Source organism: Proteus sp. G3927, from assembly GCF_963894685.1.
Classification (GTDB): domain Bacteria; phylum Pseudomonadota; class Gammaproteobacteria; order Enterobacterales; family Enterobacteriaceae; genus Proteus; species Proteus mirabilis.
Genome location: NZ_CAWQGX010000035.1, coordinates 46,773 through 69,844, shown reverse-complemented (window position 1 = coordinate 69,844; position 23,072 = coordinate 46,773). Strand labels below are relative to the sequence as shown.

At 36.2% G+C, this 23,072-nt stretch carries 24 protein-coding genes; 11 read left to right on the top strand and 13 right to left on the bottom strand.

The window, feature by feature from the left end; genetic code table 11:
- Positions 1-377 precede the first annotated feature (377 nt).
- The 3 genes from AACV00_RS17370 to AACV00_RS17360 are packed head-to-tail and all read left to right on the top strand — an operon-like array spanning position 378 to position 1,631.
- Entirely contained in the window at positions 378-1,082 is a 705-nt protein-coding gene (locus AACV00_RS17370; protein WP_113976697.1) for an RHS repeat protein, read from the top strand.
- Positions 1,015-1,455 (top strand): hypothetical protein, encoded by a 441-nt coding sequence (locus AACV00_RS17365; protein WP_004242656.1) that lies wholly within the window; start codon positions 1,015-1,017, stop codon positions 1,453-1,455. The genes AACV00_RS17370 and AACV00_RS17365 overlap by 68 nt, the downstream gene beginning before the upstream one ends.
- Complete coding sequence (locus AACV00_RS17360) at positions 1,428-1,631, top strand: hypothetical protein (protein ID WP_036908051.1); 204 nt, start codon at positions 1,428-1,430, stop codon at positions 1,629-1,631. Before AACV00_RS17365 ends, AACV00_RS17360 begins: the two co-directional genes overlap by 28 nt.
- Positions 1,632-1,725: 94 nt before the next feature.
- Here the strand turns inward: AACV00_RS17360 and AACV00_RS17355 are convergent, their stop codons facing one another.
- From AACV00_RS17355 to AACV00_RS17320, 8 genes are all read right to left on the bottom strand, one after another.
- The gene (locus AACV00_RS17355) at positions 1,726-2,262 is read right to left on the bottom strand and encodes a fimbrial protein (protein ID WP_004242654.1); all 537 of its coding nucleotides are present in this window, start codon (positions 2,260-2,262) and stop codon (positions 1,726-1,728) included.
- A gap of 13 nt (positions 2,263-2,275) precedes the next feature.
- Complete coding sequence (locus tag AACV00_RS17350) at positions 2,276-2,824, bottom strand: hypothetical protein (RefSeq protein ID WP_004242653.1); 549 nt, start codon at positions 2,822-2,824, stop codon at positions 2,276-2,278.
- A 10-nt stretch (positions 2,825-2,834) separates the two neighbouring features.
- On the bottom strand, positions 2,835-3,368 hold the full coding sequence (locus tag AACV00_RS17345; RefSeq protein ID WP_004251411.1) for a spore coat protein U domain-containing protein: 534 nt from the start codon (positions 3,366-3,368) through the stop codon (positions 2,835-2,837).
- Positions 3,369-3,380: 12 nt separating this feature from the next.
- Positions 3,381-4,391, bottom strand: coding sequence for a fimbrial protein (locus AACV00_RS17340; RefSeq protein ID WP_004251413.1), 1,011 nt, complete (start codon positions 4,389-4,391; stop codon positions 3,381-3,383).
- Positions 4,392-4,401: 10 nt separating this feature from the next.
- Positions 4,402-5,070 carry a fimbrial chaperone gene (locus AACV00_RS17335; RefSeq protein WP_036918232.1) on the bottom strand — a complete coding sequence of 223 codons (669 nt, stop codon included), beginning with the start codon at positions 5,068-5,070 and terminating at the stop codon, positions 4,402-4,404.
- Positions 5,063-7,438, bottom strand: coding sequence for a PefC/AfrB family outer membrane usher protein (pefC, locus tag AACV00_RS17330; protein ID WP_012367842.1), 2,376 nt, complete (start codon positions 7,436-7,438; stop codon positions 5,063-5,065). The genes AACV00_RS17335 and pefC overlap by 8 nt, the downstream gene beginning before the upstream one ends.
- Before the next feature lie 209 nt (positions 7,439-7,647).
- Positions 7,648-8,166, bottom strand: a complete 519-nt coding sequence (locus AACV00_RS17325; RefSeq protein ID WP_004247956.1) for a fimbrial protein — start codon at positions 8,164-8,166, stop codon at positions 7,648-7,650.
- Between the two features lie 49 nt (positions 8,167-8,215).
- Positions 8,216-8,479, bottom strand: a complete 264-nt coding sequence (locus tag AACV00_RS17320; protein ID WP_004247955.1) for a helix-turn-helix domain-containing protein — start codon at positions 8,477-8,479, stop codon at positions 8,216-8,218.
- 769 nt (positions 8,480-9,248) lie between these two features.
- On the opposite strand from AACV00_RS17320, the gene budA reads away from it, so the two are divergent.
- The 8 genes from budA to AACV00_RS17280 all read left to right on the top strand — a co-directional run bounded on the left by budA (position 9,249) and on the right by AACV00_RS17280 (position 18,813).
- A complete protein-coding gene (gene budA, locus AACV00_RS17315; protein WP_036908053.1) occupies positions 9,249-10,085 on the top strand; it encodes an acetolactate decarboxylase in 837 nt (278 codons plus the stop codon).
- 64 nt (positions 10,086-10,149) lie between these two features.
- A complete protein-coding gene (gene alsS, locus AACV00_RS17310; protein ID WP_012367840.1) occupies positions 10,150-11,829 on the top strand; it encodes an acetolactate synthase AlsS in 1,680 nt (559 codons plus the stop codon).
- A gap of 168 nt (positions 11,830-11,997) precedes the next feature.
- Entirely contained in the window at positions 11,998-12,510 is a 513-nt protein-coding gene (locus tag AACV00_RS17305; protein ID WP_004242635.1) for a DedA family protein, read from the top strand.
- A 405-nt stretch (positions 12,511-12,915) separates the two neighbouring features.
- Positions 12,916-13,950, top strand: a complete 1,035-nt coding sequence (locus AACV00_RS17300; RefSeq protein ID WP_004242633.1) for a TAXI family TRAP transporter solute-binding subunit — start codon at positions 12,916-12,918, stop codon at positions 13,948-13,950.
- A 12-nt stretch (positions 13,951-13,962) separates the two neighbouring features.
- Complete coding sequence (locus AACV00_RS17295; RefSeq protein ID WP_004242632.1) at positions 13,963-15,930, top strand: TRAP transporter permease; 1,968 nt, start codon at positions 13,963-13,965, stop codon at positions 15,928-15,930.
- Complete coding sequence (locus AACV00_RS17290) at positions 15,931-16,644, top strand: FadR/GntR family transcriptional regulator (RefSeq protein WP_004242631.1); 714 nt, start codon at positions 15,931-15,933, stop codon at positions 16,642-16,644.
- A gap of 17 nt (positions 16,645-16,661) precedes the next feature.
- Complete coding sequence (gene lhgO, locus AACV00_RS17285; protein ID WP_004242630.1) at positions 16,662-17,864, top strand: L-2-hydroxyglutarate oxidase; 1,203 nt, start codon at positions 16,662-16,664, stop codon at positions 17,862-17,864.
- A 580-nt stretch (positions 17,865-18,444) separates the two neighbouring features.
- A complete protein-coding gene (locus tag AACV00_RS17280; RefSeq protein ID WP_004242629.1) occupies positions 18,445-18,813 on the top strand; it encodes a helix-turn-helix domain-containing protein in 369 nt (122 codons plus the stop codon).
- A gap of 116 nt (positions 18,814-18,929) precedes the next feature.
- On the opposite strand, the gene AACV00_RS17275 is transcribed toward AACV00_RS17280, so the two are convergent.
- From AACV00_RS17275 to arnT, 5 genes are all read right to left on the bottom strand, one after another.
- Entirely contained in the window at positions 18,930-19,949 is a 1,020-nt protein-coding gene (locus tag AACV00_RS17275) for a lipoate--protein ligase A (RefSeq protein ID WP_004251432.1), read from the bottom strand.
- A 77-nt stretch (positions 19,950-20,026) separates the two neighbouring features.
- Positions 20,027-20,518 (bottom strand): NlpC/P60 family protein, encoded by a 492-nt coding sequence (locus AACV00_RS17270; protein ID WP_017628170.1) that lies wholly within the window; start codon positions 20,516-20,518, stop codon positions 20,027-20,029.
- A gap of 147 nt (positions 20,519-20,665) precedes the next feature.
- Positions 20,666-21,067 (bottom strand): 4-amino-4-deoxy-L-arabinose-phosphoundecaprenol flippase subunit ArnF, encoded by a 402-nt coding sequence (gene arnF / locus AACV00_RS17265; RefSeq protein WP_004251439.1) that lies wholly within the window; start codon positions 21,065-21,067, stop codon positions 20,666-20,668.
- Complete coding sequence (gene arnE, locus AACV00_RS17260) at positions 21,064-21,405, bottom strand: 4-amino-4-deoxy-L-arabinose-phosphoundecaprenol flippase subunit ArnE (RefSeq protein WP_004242624.1); 342 nt, start codon at positions 21,403-21,405, stop codon at positions 21,064-21,066. The genes arnF and arnE overlap by 4 nt, the downstream gene beginning before the upstream one ends.
- Entirely contained in the window at positions 21,405-23,066 is a 1,662-nt protein-coding gene (gene arnT, locus AACV00_RS17255; RefSeq protein ID WP_012367836.1) for a lipid IV(A) 4-amino-4-deoxy-L-arabinosyltransferase, read from the bottom strand. Before arnT ends, arnE begins: the two co-directional genes overlap by 1 nt.
- Positions 23,067-23,072 lie beyond the last annotated feature (6 nt).

The window sequence follows — 23,072 nt, the reverse complement described above, 5'->3', positions numbered from 1 at the left end:
TTAGTATTATTCGGTTTTCTTCACGTTTAAATACTAACAAAAGCAGCATAAACTCTACGAGACTTATCGAAGGTTTATGCTGTTTTATTTTATAATAAATAACTTTAATATAATTTAATATCTAATTTATACATTAAATTTGCATTCCACTCATTTAATGGGTTTTTACTTAAAAATAAAATAGATTATATATTGATAATCAAAAAATAATAAAATGCGTATATTTCAATAAAAACAATTTATTACATTTTAATCATTATAATTTCCCATTAAATAGTTTCATTGCAATTTTTTACAACGAAAGTGCCCAATTAATACGTGTTGAGCAACAGACAAATCACCCTTATCGCCAATTTGGGTGGACTGATGCCGGTGTTATGGCGTGGCATAGCGATAAATATGGCTTACGCAGTGAATACCGCTGGGCACTTTCAGAAGATAATATTTGGCGAGTGATTGAAAACAAAACGAGCGAAGGCGAAAGCTATCGTCTTGAATATGATGATATCAACCTCACACGAACCGCTTATTGGCACGATGGTTCAACCTCATTTTGGCAACTTAATCATGATCACCAAATTATTCATTATACCGACCGTACAGGCATTAAAACGGCGCTAATTTGGGATGAGTTTGGATTACCTTGCGGTTGTCGCAATGCGTTGGGTCATACACATATTAGTGAATGGGACGCATTGGGCCGACTACTCAGCATAACGGATGGTAATGGTAACCAAACGCACTGGCAATATCAGAATGAACGCGAACGCCTTATCACTGTCTTTTGGCCGGATAACACAGAGTCGCGTTTAGCGTATGACAGTTTGGGGCGACTGGTTGAAGAAGCTCACTTAGGCGACCGAGTCTTCACATCCGCACCACGCACAATATTACTCGACTATGATGCGGCGGGTAACCTTGTCAAACGTGAGACCTTAACTGATCGCTACCAATATCAATGGGATAGTATGAACCGCCTATTGGTCGCCAGCAAACAGCCCAATCAACGTGGTCTTGAAATGGGTTTGCAAGCGAATCAAAGTCCATTTTACCTACGATGCACTTGGCCGCATTACTCGTGAACAAACGGGCGACGATATCGTCGAATTTAATTATGATGAACTCAATAACCTAAGCCGTCTGACGTTACCTCAAGGTGACAGCCTAAATTGGCTCTATTACGGCTCCGGACATGCCACTGCCATCAACCACCTTATTGACGGTCGCTCACAGTTAATTACTGAATTTGAACGTGACGACCTACATCGTGAAATCAGTCGAACTCAAGGAGCTCTCACCCAATATCGGCAATACGATAAACTGGGGCGAACCATTAGCACTTTCAGCTCTCGTGATAAACAACACCCGTTAAATGGCATTACCTTATGGTGTAAGTGGTTTTATGATCCCCAAGATAATCTTGCGCCATGGAAGACACCTATCGAGGTTGGGTAGAATACCTGTATGACTCAGAGCAACGTTTAAAAAAAGTCGCCAGTAGTGAAAACCTTGATACCATGCTGTTTTACGATCGCGCAGATAATCTACTTGAGCGTCCGCAATCAGAAATTGATGATGAACACTCCCCTAGCACTAAAGACAGTTTTCTATTCATGGGGACAAAATTATAGATCTTAGCCCCAATGATAATATTACAGCAATTGCTCTGTAATATATAAAGGAAACATAATATGGCGTTCCCTTTTTGAATAAGATTAAAATAAATTACTTATATAATGCATTAATAATTATGCTACTTTTTAGTGAACCTTTTTCAACAATTTGAGATTGAGCATATGGTTTTGCAAAAAAACTAATATCAAATTGATTATTAAGATCTGCACTAAAACTTTTATTCACTCCAGATAGATTTATTGGGCTTGAGTCTGCCCATGATAAATAAATTCCTACACCAGATAAATTGGTTTTAAGTTCACCACCAATACCATTATTTAATGCACCTTGGCTACCAGGCTTAACTTTGATATCAATATGCTCAGGTTTAAAACCACTTTTTTGGCAATCAACAATAAACTGTGTTTTTACGGCTGGTTGATTACCAGCTAATAAATTACTTTCGTTGATAACATCAAAATCTACTATTTTATTAAATCCTTTTCCATTATTAATATCACAAGTGATTCTAACTACATCCAAAGAAATTGTTAATTGAGCATCAGGTAAGATTTCATCTGATAAACTTGGTTGAGGAAAATTACTTAAACAAGTAATAATAAAATACATATATATTTTTTTATTCATACAAAAACTCATATCAGATATATTTTATTTTGATAGTTATATGGGTATTTCCATTACCCAAATGAACGGACTTTCCTCCTAATGGAAGTACAACTGGTTTTATTTTAAGTTTAACTTTCATCAATGAAGCATCCGTTTTTTTAAAAAAAAGTGCCTTCCCCATTGGTACCCCTTCACCAATAGCACCTATTTGTTCATCTTCCCACGACACAAAATAGCCAAGTGTGGTATTTTTTGAACCAATATAACCCACACTACCCATGGTTAAATGAGGATTAGCAGGTTCAAAAAGTATTGTAACTCTTTGTGGCTTAATTGTGCCCGTACAATCCAAAAAGAGTGTTGAGTGCCCTTCAACTTCACCCGATAAAATAGTCGCTGTATCAACTGCTCCAAAAGTAACATTGTCAACAGTAGCGGGTAAGCATGTAGCTATTTTTACATTCATACTAAATTGCGATTGAACAGCACCGCCAATGATTGAGGTTGCATTTAATTCAGAGCCATAACAACTTCTTGTGATAAAGATTAACAGGCTGGTAAGCAATATAGATTTGCACATAGTCCCTCAACTAATTGAAAGTTAGTTTAATGTTTAACGCCGTATTTGCTGCACCAGGAGAAACAGTCTCCCCAAGAGCAACAGGTTTAACTTTGATTGGAATAGTAAAACTTTCTTGCGTTGGCTTGTTTGTTGGGGTAATTGTACTGCCATTAATAGTAATTGCTGTATCCACAGGTTTAACGGTCGAATCTCCCCACTTAAGTTGATAACCCACCGTTGAATTTAATTTAGTATTAATAATGCCATTTGCTACATCTTTAACACCATCAGCCGCCGTAAATGCTAATGTGTAATTAGTCATTTTTGTATCGCATACAATAGCCAATGATATTACCTTCTCTGCGACAGCTCCTTTTTTAATATCACCCGCGCTTTGGTCACCAAATGTCACATCACCAACCGTTGTACTGCAAGAGGCTTTCACTGTCATACTTAAATTTGAAGTGACTGTTCCACCAGTAACATTAGAGGTGAAACTTGTTGCTCCAACATAAATAGGAAATAAAATAACGCTAAACATAAAACAAGATTTTTTTACCATCGTTAACTCCATTTAATTTAACTTTATATTAATCGTTAATGCAGTATTAGCCGGCCCAGGGATTGGCTGAGTGGATAACGCAACAGGTTTTACCCTTATCGGAATAGTAAAATTATTGGTTTTTGGCTTTGTATTCGGAGCTATTGCCACATTATTAATAACTACAGCACTATTAATGGGTTTAACCGTGCTATCTGCCCAAGAAAGTTGATACCCCACAGAACTATTATCTTTAACCTTAATGATCCCTGTTGTGGCATTATTCACACCATCTTTACCAGAAAAACTGAGTGTGTATGCAGGTAATACAGCATTACACGTAAAAGAAATATTTATATTTTTTCCTGCAATAGTATTCATTTTTACGTCACTAGCGGTTTGTTCACCAAATGCGACGTCATTAACAGACACTGCACAAGAAGCATTATTTATCAACGTCATCGATGTTGGTGCACTAAGAGCAACGCTTTCCTTTTGTAACGTATTGCCCATTTGACCAATTCGAGAATAATAATTACGTTTCAACATATAGACAGGATTAATAACCGTTTTTCCTACAGGTGGCTTTTTTTGTAAATAAACAACGCCTGAATCAGTACCACCACCGGGACCTGTTAAATTGGTCCAGCCAACCCCAGATATTTTATAATCAAGAACTAGCAGCCAAGAAGAATTAGCACAACTTCCCGTTGAACGAAAACGCAAGTATCCATCTGGTGAATTTTTATCAACTGTACCAGTAGTCGGGCATAATGTTGGTGATGATCCATATTGATCAACAATATAAATATAATTTCCATTTGTATTTCCCGCCCCACTATTAGCACGTAGACATTGACCAGCAACGTTTATAGGGGCGTCTGGCGCACCAAAAGAATAAAGCTTATCTCCCACTTTTTTATTTGTAATATCTATTTGGGCTGGAAAATTATATTTGATTGACACATTCCGACATCGAGCAGCAGAAGTATCCATAGCAATAAAAAATAATAATAGCGTGAAATAAAATGATTTATTTTTCATTTTTACTTCCTTAATTAAGCTCAATAACACGTCTAGCACCATAATCATCAATAGCTTCAACGGTTACTTTACCTAACAATGGGCGCTGCACATTTACCTCACTGAAAGGTGGAAATAAACTAATAGATTGCTCAATGTCTTTTGACAAGACCAAAGGATTATTATTGACTGACACTTGAGTTAATGCAAAATAGTAAGGTGTAGGATTCTTTAAAACTGAACCACTATATGTCAGACGTTTTTCTGCATCCTCGCGTTTTTCAGCTAAAATCTTAGGGCGATAAATCAGTTTAACTTGTGTGTTTAATGCAACAGCAAGCACATTACTGTCATCGGCAGAAGAAATTGGCGGGATTTCCTGAATATTGAGCCAAAACAATGATTCCCTATCTTTAGGTAAAATATCATTTACATATAGCAAGCGGATTAATTGTTTTTCTCCTCCAGTTATTTTGAATAAATTAGGTGCAGGAATAAAGAACACTTCATTCCCATTAAGATTATCAATCCAAACTTGGCCACCATAGGTTTTATCACTATTATTCTTAACTTCTATCGCGATATTCTTGCGACCTTCATCATAAATAAAGCGAGTACCATTAAGCGTAAACGCTGAATATGCTTTAAAACAGGTTAATGACGATATGATTAAAGCAAAAACAAATACTATTCTATTCATTACATTCAATTTCCATAATTTTATGATCATTAGATTCTACTTTCTCCAAATTTAAAGTACATTTTTCACCATTAGGTGATATAACGAATAGCTTATTAGGCTTATCTAATAAATTTAATAAAAGAACCCCAGAATTTGAAACAAACCCTATATATTCATCGTTTTTATTTCTAACAGCACTTCCAGCAGAAATAAAATCACCATTTTTATTTTTTATTCTTAATATATACCTTTGAATTGTTGAATATTTAAACTCGCGATAAATAATAGCTTTATCTGCTGGAGTAAAATTTTGAACAGAATCAAGTAATTCAACATTATTCGGAATTTCTTCTGTATTTATTTTTAAATTATTTTCAATGTATGGTGATACCCCAACAATAGTGTTTCCTTCTTTGTCAGTTGGCGGTGAATCATTGAATGTTATACCCTCTATATTTTTAATTTTTGCAATTGCGACAGTATCTCTTCTGACATTACTGAATAATAATCCTGTATCTGGGGTGGCTAATAAACTTCCTGAAGCATTAATAGAACTGGTAGTTTGATGGCCATTCTGAGAAATCGCATATCCCGTATTAATAATACTATGATCAATACCAAAATAAGCAGAATTAGACCAGTTATCACGATCTTTACTTGTATTGATACTATAGTTTATTTTTTCATTAATACTTCCAGAAACACCAGAATTAAAACTAGCTTTATTTTTCCTATCGTAGCTAACAGAATTTGCCCAAAAATGATTTTTATCATATAAGCTAAAGGGAATATTTATTCCAACAGAAATAATATAATTATCATGCTCATAATCGTTTAATTTTTGATAATCCGCTGATAATGAGAAATCGACAGATTTAATTGTTGTATTGTAAGTAATATTTGCGCCAACTTCATTACTAATACTATTTCTATATGTTTGCATCCAAGCAGATAAGCTAACAAAGCTACCATCAAAACTTTGGGACAATATCGTTTCATAACGCTCTTTACGATTACTGCGATGATATAAAGCATTTGAATTAAATTCATTAAAATCAACATAATCTTTACCAGTATAGCGATATGCGAGTAGCTGTAAATTAGTATTATCAGTCAATGAATTTGCATATTGTAACGAATAGCTGATACCAGACTGCCTAACTTCGGGTGCTGTTGGTGTCTGTTTTTGAAATACACTTACAGCAGTATTAGCAGTAAATGACATTGCACCAAATCGTCCAAAATCTTTACTCATTCCTAATGCTGCACTTTTATAATTATTATGCAAAATTCCCGCAGCATGAACCGTAACATTAGTTAATCCGTAATCAAATGCACCTAGAAAAAATAAACTATTTTCTCTTTTACCTACTGTTTCTTTTTCTCCGATAGCAATGTTGTAATTTATTTCATCTGTGCGTAATAAGGAAGAAAGTGTGGCAACAGGATAATAGCGAACTGTTTTTGTCCCATCACTTTCTTCTACTGTCACTGTTATATTTCCATTACTTACTGGTGCTATATTTTTTAATTGATAAGCCCCTGCGGGAACAACTTGTGAACTTAATACATATCCATTTTGAGATATAGTAATTTTAGCATTAGAGTTTGCAACACCAGAAATAACCGGTGCATAACCTCGTTTTTCCCATGGGCGCATATCCCTTTCCGAGCGCAGTGACATTCCATAAAAAGCAAAGTTAGGTAATATTGATAAAGAGGTTATTGTTTTACCTACGGTAAAACTTCCTTGTATTGATTTAATTGCTGTGGAAACTGTTGCCTCCGATGTTTCTGTACCCGAGTTCCTTTGGTAACTACTACGAACATAAGCGACCCAACGACCTAAATTAGCATATAAATCAAAATCACCATAAATTTGTGCTTGTGAAGAACTGGTTTTAGAAATATAGCCGGAATAGTTTAATTTAATACCTGTTATCCCATAATCCCATTCCTGCCGGCGCAGAGATTCATCTAATGCAATTTGAGGAATACTAAATGTTAAAGTTTGCTTCGAATTATCAAAAATAACCTGAGCCCCAGGATAACGGCTAATATCATAACAATCGCGCTCAGGATGATAATATAATTCAAATAAATTTAATTTTATTGGAAGCGATAACTCATTAATCCAATCTTTTTTTAAACATAAATTTTCATTATCTTCTGGTGAGATAATTAATTCTTTTTTACTAATTAATTTTCGATTAAAAATAACCTCAACAATATAATGCCCAGCAGGATAATTGGTATTTTCATCAAATACACCAGCAGCTTGCAGTTGAACTCCTCCATGTAAGAAGTCCATATTTAAATCTGCGCAAACATAAAATGGACTTACTAACAAGGATAACACAAAAGCATTAATTGATTTTAAACGCATTGATATTATCCATTAATATTTTCAAATGAAATAAAGGATCAATGACCCTTTATTCCAGTCATAATGCTTATATTAAACTTTATTTATATTCACAAAAATAGAATAGATTAAAAGCACCCTAAATAGAGCATAATAATAACTATTATTAGAATAATTAAATAAAAGTAACTACATTGATAATAGACATTATAAAATTAAATAATGAAACATTATTTATAAGCTACTGCATAAGTTGCGCTTGAAATTACAGTACCCTCTGTAACAGTTTGACCTGCCGTTGCTGTCATTCTTGCTTTAAATTTCATATTACCAATTGGATCATTACCATTACCAAAATCAACACTTTGGTTATTATAAGTTACATCCTGATTAGGTGTGGTTGAATTAATCGCTGTTAATTGAATAGATACACCACCGGCAGTACCTTTCATATTAGCAAGACCTGAATTAGTAAAACCTGCACTTTGCCAACCAACTTGGCCACTGGTTTTTTTCAGGCATTCATCCGTACGAGGGACTAATTCAAATTCAACATATTTACCATTGGTATCTGCAGTGGTCATTTTACCCAAATCGATTGTTGATTTAACTAAACCACCAATTTCTGTATCAATATCACACGTTTCCGACGTAACCGCACCAATAAATTGAACTTCACCGGTATTAGCTAATGTATATCCACTAAATAATGCACTGCTCATGACTAAAGGTAATAATAATTTTTTCATTTAAACTTCCCCATATATTAAATATTAATTAACAACAATTAAATCAGAATTAATACCTATCAGTTAATTCATTAAATGTTAAAAACTCACTCCATGATGAGTCCAATATCATCAGTATTTTATTAAGTAAGGTAACAGTAATATTTGTAGTTCCATTTTCATATCGAGAAATTTGTTGCTGACTAACATTCAATATGATCGCTAAATCCTGTCCTGTTAAACCTAACTCTTTCCTTTTATACTTTATAAACAACCCTGTTTTTTTATTAAAAAAATCCGACATACTAACGCTATTATTATCATCTTTTTTCATTTGTGAAAGCATTCCTTTTTCTTACTTTACCCTCTACTTAACTAAAATTTTTATTACTATATTGTCATAATTAGACTTAGTAAAAACGTTTTAATCGATCAATTAAGTGAAATGTGATAGATAAAACCTATCATAATCAGACCATCGATCGGAGATACCGATCATAAATGTAAAAAAATCAACATAATCTGTTGATATATAATGACAAATGAAAATTAACAACTTACATAATAACAACAGCAATCTTACATATATAGATACATTTCTGTTTACCTGGAATTAAAAGTTACATTTTGTAACACTTTTATCCTTCTTGATAACTCTAACTTCCTCCTAAATAATAATTATTAAAATTAATCTTTTTTTAAATTTTAAGAAAATTAATTTTATTATTTATAACTAAAAATATATTTCTAATAAATCACAATGAAAATAAAAAACTATTAATATCCATTTTCTTTAAATTCTTCTTTAATTTCCTTGTGATTACTCATAATCGCTCAAAATAATTACATTAATTTATAGTTTCCAATAGAAACAAACAAAGCAACCTCATCAATAACATTGATATTTTTTTAATTTTTTTTTAATAAAGTTACACGTAAAATTAAATTTATAAAAAACAATAAAATAGCTTTAATCTCACTCTCTATGATTATCACATCTTTTTTGATATCAATTAAAACATTTGAAAATCTTACCTATAGGGCTAATAATGAAATTGATAGTTGATGAATGTCTATCTAAATAAATAAGGATCTGCTTCATTATGAAAACTAGCTTTAACCATATCGAGCGAGATAATAGTGATATCACCCATAACCATAAAAATACTCATAGTTCCTGCAACTGCACCCAAGAAATAATAACTTCTTTAAATCATTATATTAATAAACATCCAGAATGTACTATCTACCAAAATTCTTTAATGAGTAGTCTTATTGCTGGTGTTTATGATAGTGATGTTACTATTGCTGATTTATTAAAGCATGGTGATTTTGGTTTAGGTACTTTTAATCATCTTGATGGCGAATTGGTCGCCTTTGATAGTAACGTTTTTCAATTACGTTCAGATGGCAGTGCGCGAGAAGCCCGTCCAGATCAAGGCTCGCCTTTTGCTGTAATGACATTCTTTAAACCTGATATTACACATCAGTTTTCGGCTCCTGTCTCCCAACAACAGGTTCACAATATTATTAACCAATATGTTCCTTCCGATAATCTATTTTGTGCCATCAAAATTGAAGGCGAATTTGAATTAGTTAAAACACGTACAGTGCCACGTCAAGAGCCTCCTTATGTGCCCATGCTAGAAGCCATTGAAAATCAGCCTATTTTTACCTTTCACGATGAAATGGGTATTATTGCCGGCTTTCGTTCCCCGCAATTTATTCAAGGCCTTAATGTTGCTGGATTTCATGAGCATTATATTAATCACCAACGTGAAGGTGGTGGCCATGTACTTGATTATCAATTAAAAAAAGGCACCCTACAAATCGGTGTTATCTCTCGTTTTACTATTGACTTACCTCATCAATCAACATTCTTAGAAGCTAATTTAATGCCCGATGACCTTCATCAGGCAATAGAACAAGCCGAAAACTGAAAGTAATCATTCCTAAAGCTCATTCTGTTTTTATTCATTCACTTGCAAACTTAAAGAAGGTTTTATGAACTCTCATCATTGGAATTGCGGTGCTGACTTGGTGGTTAAGCAATTAGAACAACATGGTGTTAAACAAGTTTTTGGGATCCCCGGAGCCAAAATTGACCGTGTTTTTGATTCTTTGGTTGATTCAACAATTAAAACTATTGTTGTGCGTCACGAAGCCAATGCAGCTTTTATGGCGGGTGCGGTAGGACGTTTAACCGGTAAAGCGGGTGTGGCGATAGCCACTTCTGGTCCCGGTTGTTCTAATCTAGCAACGGGCATTGCGACAGCTACATCAGAAGGTGATCCTCTAGTTGCCTTAGGAGGCTCAGTTAAATCTACGGATAGACTTAAACTGGTTCATCAAAGTATGGACACAGTAACAATGTTTAACCCAATCACTAAGTTTTGCGCTGAAGTTGATTCTTCACAATCAATTTCAGAGACGTTAGCCAATGCTTTTCGTCATGCGGAGTCAGGTCGTCCCGGCTCGGCTTTTTTAACCTTTCCAATGGATATACTCAATAATGAGGTAGATAGCCCGTTATTAACACCTAAATCCAAACCTAATTTAGGTGCCGCGAGTGATAGTGCAATTCAAGAAGCGATCAGCTTATTATTACAAGCGAAAAACCCTGTGATATTAATAGGGCTTCAAGCCAGCGATCCGGAAAATGCTCTTGCCTTACAGAATTTTCTTGATATTTTTCCTGTTCCTATTGTAGGTACTTATCAATCTGCCGGGGCTATTGCTCATCGCCATTTTCCACTCTTTGCCGGACGAATTGGCTTATTTAATAATCAGCCAGGGGATGAATTACTGGCACACGCTGATTTAGTTATCACTTTAGGTTATAGCCCGATTGAGTATGAACCTTCCTTATGGAACAGTCATAATGCCAATATTATCCATATTGATGAGATCCAAGCTGAAATCGATTTAGCTTACTGCCCTGCCTTAGAATTAACAGGCAATATTAAATTAACACTGGATAAGTTAACGCAACAATTAACTCACCAGCCTAATTCAAAATTACAATTGTCTAATCAGAGCCAAGGAATACTAGAGAAAATACGTCAGCAAAGGGAAATTTTGCAACAAAATAGTTATTTTAGACAAGGCACACCTATTCATCCTTTAACTATCATACATGAAATGCAAGATATCATTGATAACGATGTCACTCTTTGTATTGATATGGGGAGTTTTCATATTTGGCTTGCACGTTACCTTTATAGTTTTAGAGCGAGACAAATGCTAATTTCTAATGGCCAACAAACCATGGGAGTTGCATTACCTTGGGGAATAGGCGCTTCTTTTGTACGTCCTTGCGATAAAATTATCTCTGTTTCTGGTGATGGGGGATTTATGCAATCTTCAATGGAGCTAGAAACCGCAGTTCGTCTTAATACCAATATATTGCATATTATCTGGGTTGATAATGCTTATAATATGGTGGAGATGCAAGAAGAAGTAAAATATGGCCGTCCTTCTGGCGTAAAATTTGGTCCCATTGATTTTAAACGCTATGCAGAATCTTTTGGTGCTAAAGGATTTTCTGTTGAGTGCGCATCTCAACTTCGTGAAACCTTACGTAAAGCGATAGCTGTTGATGGTCCTGCTGTGTTAGCCATTCCTGTTGATTATCGTGATAACGATAAATTAATGAAGCACATTAATTATAATTTAATTATTTAGTAATAAGCCCCTCCAGTTAACGGATTAGTCATTAAAATGGAGGGGCATTTTATTTACAAGCTCTTGACTTACTTTTTCTGACCATTAAATTTTGCTAGGCTAACGGACAGTCTGGTATAAAGATGCACTCTATACTAAAGGGGCAAAATATTATCAAAGGAGAATAAAATGGAGATACTCCATTCAATGCTTGACACATTAAGTCATGTTTCTCCTATCGCTTTATTTTTTACTATTACCCTACTCACTGCGGGAAAATCTACTATTGGTATTTCATCCTTTTTACCTCCCGCATCGTTAATGCTGATCTTAATATTTGGGGTTTGCTTGCCCTTCCATTCGCCTATTTTACTTTGGTTAGCAACTAGTTTAGGTGCCTTATTAGGATCTATAGCGAGTTATCAGTTAGGACGTTCCATTTATTATTTCCCTCGCTTAAATAAATGGGTTACCCGCTATCAAACAAAGATCTTACGTATACAACAACTGTTAAAAAATAAAGCATTCTTTATTCTTTTTATTTCACGCTTTTTAGCTGTGTTTCGCTACCTTACGCCTTTTAGCGCAGGTTTATTAAAACTCCCCATTTATGGTATTTATCTAACAAGTGCTGTTTCAGCCTTAGTGTGGTCAGGAGTATTTATTTTAATAGCCAATGGCGTAATCTCCATCTCATTATAAAATAATAATTTTTAATTATTTATTATCTTTAATTGACTAATTTTGATATTTATTTGTTAGCCATACCCGTTAATTATTGTTTTCTCGCCCCTCTCTGCTCTTATTTATTCCTTTAATGTAAATAGTTATTTATTTTAGAAAATCTATTATTAATTTATTTTTTAGTGAATTATTTTTCAAATACCCCAAGTTATCGATATTTTCTCTGTCTTCTTGATAAAAACCCCTTGATTATGGATATAATTTACATAATTACCATCATGATCACAATTTGTTACATTCACGTATCAAATTAATCAACCCAGTTCACAATTTCGTAACCTTCCTTTACCTATAAAAGTTGTCATGTTGTATACAAGTTGATGTGAAATATTCACCTGCGTTTTTATGTACAGGAACAACATCATGAGAATAAGAAAAACAAAGCTTGCCATCGGTATTGTTGCTGTTATTGCTGTTGTATCACTAGCAATGATCGGCAAAAAAGAGAATGCCAATAAGCAATTTCTCTCTGTAGCAACGGCCTCAACAGGAGGAACTTATTACCCGATGGGAGTCGGTTTAGCCAATGTTTGGAGCACCCACCTCAAGGATAGAGGAATACAAGTCACAGGGCAGTCCTCTGCTGGCTCAATTGAAAATATCTATTTAATGCAACAAAACGAAGCTCAGCTTTCTATTCTACAAAGTCTATTAGCTGTGGAAGCTTACGAAGGTGTACGTAATTTTGAAGGCAAACCAGAAAAAAATCTACGTTCTATATCAATGCTTTGGCCAAATGTAGAGCACTTTGTCTTAATGAATGACAAAGTAAAAACAGGAACATTGGATGATATTCGTGCCACCAGCTTCTCTGTCGGGCCACAAGCCAGTGGCACTGAACAATCGACCATTATCATTCTTAAAGGTGTGAATTTAACTAAAAAAGAGATCACTCCTGAATATCTTGGTTATGGAGATACCGTTTCAGCAATGCGTGATGGACGCCTTGATGGGGGAGCATTACCTGCGGGTGTTCCCGCCTCTGCGGTTACCGATATGTATGCCAGTGGTGTTAATGCTAAATTACTTGAAGTGACTGATAAGCAACTTGATGATATTAATCATATTGCTAACTCTTGGTTTCGCTTTGAAATACCAGCAAATACCTACCCTCGCCAAGCAGAAAAAGTAAACACCATTGCACAACCTAATATCTTAATGACAACCACAAGTATTGATGACCAGTTAGTTTATGAATTGACTAAAACCATGTTTGAAAACTTACCAGAAGTTCATCAAGTACATAGTGCTGCAAAATACATCACCACCGAAAATGCGTTAAAAGGTGTTTCTGTGCCATTACACCTTGGAGCTTATCGTTATTACAAAGAAATTGGATTAGATATCCCTGACTATTTAATTCCACCTGAAGCTCAAACGCAAACTAATAATAAATAACAGGAGTGAGTTATGACTAATAATGACCACCTAACTCCGGTAGAGCCACCAGCATTAGATAAAGAAGCTAGCTCAGGCACTCGTCACCTTACCGGTATCTATTTAAAAATCACCACCACGCTGGCGATATTCATTTCGTTGTATGCTATTTACTCTAATGCCTTATCCAACACCCAAGAGTTTTATCGTAATACTATTTTTCTTAGTGGTATTTTGATCCTTGGTTTTATTTTATTTCCATTCTCTAAACGATTTTCTACCGCAAAATTTAATGGCTGGGATTATCTTTTTATCGCTTTAACATTAATCAGCTATGGCTATTTTTTCTTTAACTATGTTGATCTCCATGTGGTAAGAAAAAGTATTCCCAACACAATGGATTATGCGATGGCAATTCTTGGCATTATTGTTCTTTTTGAAGCAGCAAGAAGAACAACGGGCTATTTTATTCCTAGCCTAGCCACATTCGCTATTATCTATGCCCTATTTGGCCAATACTTTATGGGTATTTTTGGTCATGCAGGATTTTCTGTAGAGAGACTGTTATATCGTTTATTTATGACCAGTGAAGGTATTTTTGGTATTACACTCTCTACTGCCTCTACCGCTATCGTGGTATTTATTTTATTCGGTTCGTTTTTAAGTGTTAGTGGTGCCACAGCACTATTTAATGATTTAGCGCTAGCTATGGCCGGACGTCGCCGTGGGGGACCTGCTCAAGTTGCCGTCATTTCATCAGCATTAACAGGTTCATTAAGTGGTAGCGCGGTCGCCAACGTAGCCACTACGGGAACCTTTACCATTCCATTAATGAAAAATATTGGCTTAACATCACGTTTTGCGGGTGCCGTTGAAGCTACTGCATCTACGGGTGGAATGATCATGCCACCGATTATGGGTGCGGCTGCTTTTATTATGGCGGGCTTTTTGGGAATTTCTTATACCACGATTGTTATTGCCGCGATTATTCCTGCGTTGCTCTATTACGCGGCCTTGATCATGGCAATTGATATTGAAGCGAAAAAACAAGGTTTAAAAGGACTTAGCAAAGAGAATATTCCACAAGTTAAAGCGGTATTAAAAGCACGCGGTTTATTACTATTACCTTTAATTATTGTAATTGGCACGTTATTAATGGGTAAAACTCCTATTTATGCGGGTTTTCTTGGTATCTTAACCATTATTGTTGCCAGCTGGCTAACACCTGATAAAACGGTACGAATGACATTAACTAAAGTGGCTGATGCTTTAGCAGAAGCGGCTCGTGGCTCGGTACAAGTGACTATCGCTTGTGCTGCCATTGGTGTGATTATTTGTGTTGTTACCATGACCGGTATCGGTGCGACCTTAGCATTTAATATTGTCTCTATGACTGACAATACATTATGGATGATCTTACTGGTTGTGATGTTAGTCTGTATTGTATTAAGTATGGGCTTACCATCAACTGCTCTATATATCGTGGTTGCCGTTACAGTGTCACCTATTTTAATTAAAGCCGGTGTGATGCCTTTAGCGGCTCATTTCTTTGTATTCTGGTTTGGCGCGTTATCCAATATTACTCCTCCGGTCGCCCTAGCAAGCTATACGGCAGCAAGTATTGCGAGAGCCGATCCGATGCAAACTTCATGGGATGCGGTACGTTTAGCACTCCCTGGTTTTATTATTCCTTTTATTTTGGTTTATAACCCTGCATTACTGATGCAAGGTGATAATTTAAGTGTTATCTCTATCGGGTTAATGGTCATTAGTGCATTAGTGGGAATTTATGCACTAAGTATTGCCACTGCGAATTTTTGGATAATCAAAACAACATGGTTTGAACGTATCGCCTTTGCAGCGGCCGCTATTTTAATGATTAAGCCCGGACTATATACCGATTTATTAGGTATGGCGTTGATCTTACTTACTGGCGCTTTCCATCTGTTGCGCTCTAAAAAACAGTTGGTCAATGTAGGGCAAGTATCTGGAGAAAACTAGATGATAAAAAAGATCTCACGCCAAAAAGCGTCGCAACAAATTCTTGATCAAATTAAGCAAAATATTTATGACGGGACCTATCCTATTGGTGAAAAGCTACCGTCTGAAAATGTACTCGCTGACGCCTTTGGCGTTAGCAGAGTTCCCATCAGAGAAGCATTAGGGGTATTAGAAGCGAGTGGCATTATTACGTCACGCCAAGGAGGCGGTAGACGCGTTATTGACCACTCTATCTTGAGTAAATACGAACCTATTGTGATGGAAATTGCTTGTCCTCAAGAAATTGAATCACTGCTTGAAATGCGTGAGGTCATTGAACATGAAGCGGCAGCCATTGCCGCTTTACGCCGAACACCAGAAGAATTGCTGACGATAGAGCAAGCACATCAGGCCTTTATCTTAGCCACGCAGAAAAACAACAACATTGGTCATCAAGAAGACTATCAATTTCATCGTGCCATTATGGTTGCTTCACATAATCCTTTTTTCGTGCGCATCCTCGATAACTTACATGAGCTTTATCTTGGCGTATTGATGTATTCCTTAAGTCAAAATAAAGGACGTATTGCCGAAACTGAGCGTGTTATTGCAGAGCATGAAGCTATTGTTGAAGCAATAAGACAACAAGATAGTGATGAAACTAGCCACAAAATGCGTCTTCATTTAGCCAATGTACGTGGAAAGTTAAAGCGTTTACAACAAGAAAAAAATTAACTCTTATACTGGATTATATGGGTAGTATTATGACTTATGACGTAATTATCATCGGTGCAGGATTAGTAGGATTAGGGGTTGCCAGTGCATTACAAGAAAGCCAACCTGAGCTTAAAGTACTGGTGATTGATAAGGAGTCTGGCCCCGCCGTTCATCAAAGTGGCCATAACAGCAATGTTGTTCATTCGGGGATTTACTATACACCAGGAAGCCTAAAGGCAAGACTCGCTAAGCAAGGTAACATCACGACTTACAATTTTTGTAAACAGCATCATCTCTATTACGATCGTTGTGGCAAAGTGATTGTGGCAACTGATGAAAAAGAGCTACCAGCATTAGAAAATATCTATCAACGTGGAATACAAAATGGCCTTGAAGTGATTAAAATGACCGAGAGCGAGCTAAAAGCCAGGGAGCCTTATGTTAATGGTATTGCTGCTTTGCTTGTTCCTGATGCCGGTATTGTCAATTATCCGGAAATTGCCGCCAAACACGTTGAAATCATTCAAGCTCGAGGTGGAGTATTTGCCTTTAACCAAGCAGTAAATGCGATTAATGAAACAGACGAAACGGTAACAGTCACCACGTCCACAACACAATTTACCGCAAAGTGGCTGATTAATTGTGCTGGATTATTTAGTGATCGGGTAGCAAAAATGGCGGGCTACGATACCGGCATGAAGATAGTTCCCTTTCGTGGCGAATATTTTATGCTCAACTCAAATAAAAATTATTTAGTTAATCATCTTATTTATCCCGTGCCGAATCCTGATTTCCCATTTTTAGGTGTCCATTTTACACGTATGTATAACGGGCATCGTGACGTAGGCCCTAATGCCGTATTAGCCTTTAAACGTGAAGGCTACAAGAAAAGTGATATTGACTTAAAAGATCTCACTGAAGTACTAACCTATAAAGGATTTTGGAAAATAGCCGGAAATTATTTAGGTGAAGGGATGGCCGAATTACGTCGTTCCTATTCACGTAAGCTGTTTGCCCAAAATGCACAAAAGCTTATTCCTGCTCTACGTGAAGCAGATATTCACCCAGGTCCGGCAGGTGTACGCGCCCAAGCTTTAACTCGCGAAGGAAAATTAGTTGATGATTTTCACTTTGTTAAAGGCAAACGTTCATTACATGTATGTAATGCCCCTTCTCCTGCCGCAACAGCATCAATTGAAATTGGTCGTGAAATTGTAAGAGAGCATTTTTTATTATAAAAAATCTTTCGTCTCACTCGCAGAGTGTCTCCCGTTGTCTGCGAGTGAGCTTATTTAGTATATCTGCTTTTATCTTCTGCTCCTGCCTACAATTCCCCCTATGCAATAACCGTATTTTGACAGATTTATGTTAGCCTTTATATATTGATAAAAGCACTTTAAACAACCAAGTACCAATACTTATTTTAATTAGAAATATTAATCATTAAAAAAACGATTTCAACCAATAAAATTGGATTTGAAATACATCTTCATCAATGATTTAATTGATTTTTTATCAAAAAATATAACAGTCTGCAAAACAACATCTATAACAAATTTTAGCGATTGCTAAATAATAGAGTAAATTCAATAAAATAAAATGCGCCAATTTTATAAAACTTATCACTTTCTTTTTGATAGACTATCTATCAATCATTGTTTATTACTTACTCCTATTGCTTTGATAATGATTATCAATCATAAAAAGCACTTTTTGCCTACCTATTATTTCCTCTATGCTTAAAATAGATTACAAATAACATACGTTACTATTCTATTTAATTGGGCACTATGTCCCCACCTATTGTGGGAGGTTTTTATGGCTGAAAATGTCGTTAATGATATTCTGAAATGGTTAGAAACTCAGTTACAACGTAATGAGGGTATAAAGATTGATACGATTGCAAATAAAAGTGGCTACTCGAAGTGGCATTTGCAACGTATTTTTAAAGATTTTAAAGGTTGCACATTAGGCGAATATGTACGTAAACGTCGCTTATTGGAAGCAGCAAAGTCTTTACAAGAAAAAGACATGTCCATTTTAGATATTGCTTTGATGTATGGCTTTAGTTCCCAAGCAACATTTACTCGTATCTTTAAAAAACACTTCAACACTACACCAGCTAAATTTAGAGAACATGGTGAGTTACCAGATACACGTCGTTTTATGTCATGTGAAAATAGCTAATATAGCCAGAAGTATTGACTGACAAAACAAAGCGGGAAAACATCATGTTTTCCCGCTTTGTTTATTATATCAAACCATTTTATTGTCAGTCGTTTTCTTAAATAGATAATAATCAATTAAGAAAGCGCATGAACAAGCCACTGTTGCAGCTCTTCAAGCTCTGATTGGTTATTTGGGGACTGCTCTATTAATTGTGCTAATAGTCTTTTCATCGATCCAGAAGCATAACGCTGTCCAACTAACATCTGCGATAACTTTTCTAATGGTGCGGGATCTAAACTGTCGGTATAAATTTGGCTTCTAATAATCGTACCGCGTTCAATATCAAAGTGCAGCTCAACACCACCCCATTTAAAGCGATTATCTAATAGATGTGAAAACGCAGGCGCTTGACCAAAATTCCACTCCCAACTACTTTGTTTTGCAAATGTTTCTGCAAAACCCGGTAAATCAGGTAATTTTTGTGGTGAAATAATTTCAGCTTCAACACGCTCACCATAATAGTCAAAAAAACTGTCAGTAATCGCTTGGCATAACTTTTCATGAGTTATATCGGGTTTTAATTCCACTAAATTAGTGACACGAGAGCGCACCGAAGTGATCCCTTTCGCCTGTAGTTTTTTTGGATCTGGGTTTAAATAGTTAGCTAAACGAGATAAATCAGCATTAATTAATAAAGTACCATGATGAAAACCACGATCTTTTGTCTCTTTATAGGCTGAGCCAGAAATTTTTCTTTCACCATCAGCCAATGGTACGACTAAATCATTTCGTCCTGATGCCGTTGCTTGTATGTCGGCTTTCGATAACCCATCTAAAATAATTTGCGTCGAAATGGTTTTATTATATTCGGGTTTGCCTGCCATAAAAGTAAAACAGGTATTACCTAGATCATGAAATACTGCACCGCCACCACTTGAGCGACGCGCCAATTTCACACCATCTTCTTCCATTTTTCGGGTATTACACTCTTTCCATGGGTTTTGTGCTCGACCAATTACCACAGTATTATCATTACGCCATAAAAAAAGGACTCGTTGATCAGCTGGCATCTGTTTAAAAATGCACTCTTCAACCGCGAGGTTAAACCATGGATCATAAGACTCAGAAAGAAGTAGACGCAATTTGCCTGACATAAGATATCCCTATATGAAAAAAGTTAGCTATAAGATAGCATAACACTCAATAGGTTAGCGCCTTCAATGGCACAAAATTACAATCGACGAGCCTGCCAGAAAGTTTTTTTCCAATACGCATTATCTAATGATGAACGAATAACGCCTTTACTGGTAGAAGCATGAATAAAGGTATTGTCAGTATCATAAATACCAACATGAAGCCCGTTATCCCCTCCTCCGGTTTTGAAAAATACTAAATCACCAGGCATCAAATCACTTTTACTAATTTGTGTACCATATTTAGTTTGGTCGATAGTCATTCTTGGCAGTTGTATATCAAAACGATCACTATAAGTCCTATACACAAACCCTGAGCAATCAATACCGGATGGGCTCATGCCACCATAGCGATAAGGCGTACCATACCATTGCTCTAGCTGAGATTTTAATTGCACAATGACCATAATAGGATCAGAAAGTTGCGTTTTTAACGGGGGCGCGGGTGGGAAACGCTTAGAGGGACTCGATGAGCATCCAGCTAGCAGAATAATACAGAGTAAGAAAGAATAAAAAGTAGGCTTTCTCATTGCATCCACCCAATTATTGACAATAGATTTAAAATCTATCTGCTTTTTTACGTAAAAACAAGTGATTGAAGGTGAATACACAAGCATTGATAGTGTCAATCGCACAATAGCTCACTTTAAAGAGAGAATAACACTTGATCAGTTAAGCTAATGCGATGTTGTTTGCTCCGTTTTTTGGCTTATTAACCAAACACCTAGCATAATAAAAATGATACCTATTGTTTTAGACCACGACAGTGTTTCTTGAAACCAAGGTAAAACCACCGCGAGAATATAAACAAAGACATAGCTAAGGCTGATGAGTGGATAAGCTTTGTTTAGGGGGATTGTACGTAAAGTCAATAACCAACAAACCATTGACAGTACGTAGCCAATCAGTCCCACGAAAACAACGCTGATAGGTATTATGTTTGCCCATAACCAATGAAGATCAAACCACTGTTTTTCTAATTGCAGATCAGGTAATTCTGACATACCTATTTTTAACAGCAGTTGTGCAACTGTGACTAATAATGCGCTGGCGATGGCCCATAAGTAACCGTTTTTCATGACTGCATACTCATTAACACAATACCTAACATAATCGAGGCAATACCAACCCAATGTTTCACATTAACCGTCTCTTTATAGATAAATTGGCCTATCAAAGTGACGACAATAAAGTTAATACTCAACATCGGATAAGCAATACTAAGTGGGAGGATTTGCAGTAAACGTAACCAAAATAACATGCCAAAGCCTAGCATAGCGATGGCAGTAATAAGCCAGAAAATCGTCTTTCTGGCTTTAGTGGTTGAATTATTTTGCCAACTCACCACTGCTTGTTTCTGACAAACTTGGCCAATACAGGTTAGCAAACTAACAATAAGTAACAAAAAAAAGGCCATTACTTACGTTTCTCATAGGTCAAAATAGCCATACGACGATTCGTCACTAACTCTTCAGGTCGTGGCATCTGCGCCAGTTTCTTCGGATCTTTATAAGTGATCACCACAGAGACATTACCTTCTTTTCTGGCATTTTCTAACCATTGCTCAAAACTTTCAGGTTTTAGTAATCTATGTTGAGAATCTGGATATTCAATTCCATAGGTTAATTCCCCTGTTCTCTCATAAAGGTAGATATCGCTACGTTGCAATTCCCAAGCTAATCCAGCCCCCACACCAACGCTGTTACTGACTATATATTTGCTCGCATTGAGGGTATCGATATTTTGGCGAATAAACTCTTGTGGTAATTTGCCATCAATAGAGCTATTGGGAATGGCTTGCCCAATACATAAGCTTACCCCTAAAGAGCAAGAGGCTGCCCATAGCCAATGTTTACCATTTAATGTAGAGCAGAGATAACCAATGATGCCCCATAATGAGAAAGCGACTATCGCTAATACCCATTTTGACCATTCATAAGGCATATAGATAGGTTTAGAAGAAACCAATTGAATAATTAATATTGCAACAACAGCAGCGACACCAATAAAAATATTAATATAGCCATTAATGCGCAGTGCTTTCATTTTAAATTTTCTAGCACAGTCTACACCGTATTTGGCCATTAACATCGCCAATGGTCCCATAAATGGCAACATGTAAGTAGGTAATTTACCTTTCGCGATACTAAAAAATAGGAAAGGTACTACAAACCAACATAGTAAGAAAAAGAGTTCAGGACGCTTACGGCGCTTCTTCCATGCACTAGTTAGTGCCCCTGGTAATAATCCAAGCCAAGGAATAACACCCAGTAAAATTATAGGGATGTAATACCAGAAAGGAGAACTATGCTGAGCATCATCACCAGAAAAACGCTGGATATGCTCAACCCAAAAGAAATAATGCCAATAATCAGGCTCAGCCTTCGCCACCGCTAAAACCCATGGCAAGCTAATTAACGCCGCACTTAAAACAGCAAGCACACCATAGAGTAACATCCGAGTGAACTGTTTTTGGTAAAGGGTTACAGGGATCATCACAATAACAGGGATAGCTAATGCCAAAAAGCCTTTGGTCATAAAGGCCATACCACAAGCTAAACCTAGCGTTATCCATGCCAGTATACGCGTTTTTGCCGTGGTTGCTTTCAACGCCCAAAAACAACACACCATACTTGCAGTAACCCAAAGCGCTAACATCGGATCAAGTACGCTATAAGTTCCGACGCTAAACACCAAAAACATGGATAAATAAATTAAGCTAGCCACAAAAGCGACTTGGCGATTACGCCACATCATTCGTGCTAATAAATAAATAAGTAACGCACTTAATAGAATAGAAATAACTGAACCAAAGCGTACGGCAAAATTGGTGTGGCCAAATATTAACTGGCTAATATTATTAATCCAGTAACCTGCTATTGGTTTTTCAAAATAGCGGATATCAAGCATATGGGGAACAATCCAGTTCCCGCTCACCACCATTTCACGGCTAATTTCCGCATAACGTGTTTCATCAGGTTGCCATAATAACCGGCTGTTCAATGGAAATAAGTAGGTAAGAACAAAAAAAAGAGCCAAGAGGATGGCCCCGATTTTACTCGCCCGGTTATTCAACATAGTTTT

Coding starts and splice junctions, on each gene's coding strand:
- AACV00_RS17370 (WP_113976697.1), top strand. CDS start 378: ATGGCGTGGCATAGCGATAAATATGGCTTACGCAGTGAATACCGCTGG.
- AACV00_RS17360 (WP_036908051.1), top strand. CDS start 1,428: ATGGAAGACACCTATCGAGGTTGGGTAGAATACCTGTATGACTCAGAG.
- AACV00_RS17355 (WP_004242654.1), bottom strand. CDS start 2,262: ATGAATAAAAAAATATATATGTATTTTATTATTACTTGTTTAAGTAAT.
- AACV00_RS17350 (WP_004242653.1), bottom strand. CDS start 2,824: ATGTGCAAATCTATATTGCTTACCAGCCTGTTAATCTTTATCACAAGA.
- AACV00_RS17345 (WP_004251411.1), bottom strand. CDS start 3,368: ATGGTAAAAAAATCTTGTTTTATGTTTAGCGTTATTTTATTTCCTATT.
- AACV00_RS17340 (WP_004251413.1), bottom strand. CDS start 4,391: ATGAAAAATAAATCATTTTATTTCACGCTATTATTATTTTTTATTGCT.
- AACV00_RS17335 (WP_036918232.1), bottom strand. CDS start 5,070: ATGAATAGAATAGTATTTGTTTTTGCTTTAATCATATCGTCATTAACC.
- pefC (WP_012367842.1), bottom strand. CDS start 7,438: ATGCGTTTAAAATCAATTAATGCTTTTGTGTTATCCTTGTTAGTAAGT.
- AACV00_RS17325 (WP_004247956.1), bottom strand. CDS start 8,166: ATGAAAAAATTATTATTACCTTTAGTCATGAGCAGTGCATTATTTAGT.
- AACV00_RS17320 (WP_004247955.1), bottom strand. CDS start 8,479: ATGAAAAAAGATGATAATAATAGCGTTAGTATGTCGGATTTTTTTAAT.
- budA (WP_036908053.1), top strand. CDS start 9,249: ATGAAAACTAGCTTTAACCATATCGAGCGAGATAATAGTGATATCACC.
- alsS (WP_012367840.1), top strand. CDS start 10,150: ATGAACTCTCATCATTGGAATTGCGGTGCTGACTTGGTGGTTAAGCAA.
- AACV00_RS17305 (WP_004242635.1), top strand. CDS start 11,998: ATGGAGATACTCCATTCAATGCTTGACACATTAAGTCATGTTTCTCCT.
- AACV00_RS17300 (WP_004242633.1), top strand. CDS start 12,916: ATGAGAATAAGAAAAACAAAGCTTGCCATCGGTATTGTTGCTGTTATT.
- AACV00_RS17295 (WP_004242632.1), top strand. CDS start 13,963: ATGACTAATAATGACCACCTAACTCCGGTAGAGCCACCAGCATTAGAT.
- AACV00_RS17290 (WP_004242631.1), top strand. CDS start 15,931: ATGATAAAAAAGATCTCACGCCAAAAAGCGTCGCAACAAATTCTTGAT.
- lhgO (WP_004242630.1), top strand. CDS start 16,662: ATGGGTAGTATTATGACTTATGACGTAATTATCATCGGTGCAGGATTA.
- AACV00_RS17280 (WP_004242629.1), top strand. CDS start 18,445: ATGGCTGAAAATGTCGTTAATGATATTCTGAAATGGTTAGAAACTCAG.
- AACV00_RS17275 (WP_004251432.1), bottom strand. CDS start 19,949: ATGTCAGGCAAATTGCGTCTACTTCTTTCTGAGTCTTATGATCCATGG.
- AACV00_RS17270 (WP_017628170.1), bottom strand. CDS start 20,518: ATGAGAAAGCCTACTTTTTATTCTTTCTTACTCTGTATTATTCTGCTA.
- arnF (WP_004251439.1), bottom strand. CDS start 21,067: ATGAAAAACGGTTACTTATGGGCCATCGCCAGCGCATTATTAGTCACA.
- arnE (WP_004242624.1), bottom strand. CDS start 21,405: ATGGCCTTTTTTTTGTTACTTATTGTTAGTTTGCTAACCTGTATTGGC.
- arnT (WP_012367836.1), bottom strand. CDS start 23,066: ATGTTGAATAACCGGGCGAGTAAAATCGGGGCCATCCTCTTGGCTCTT.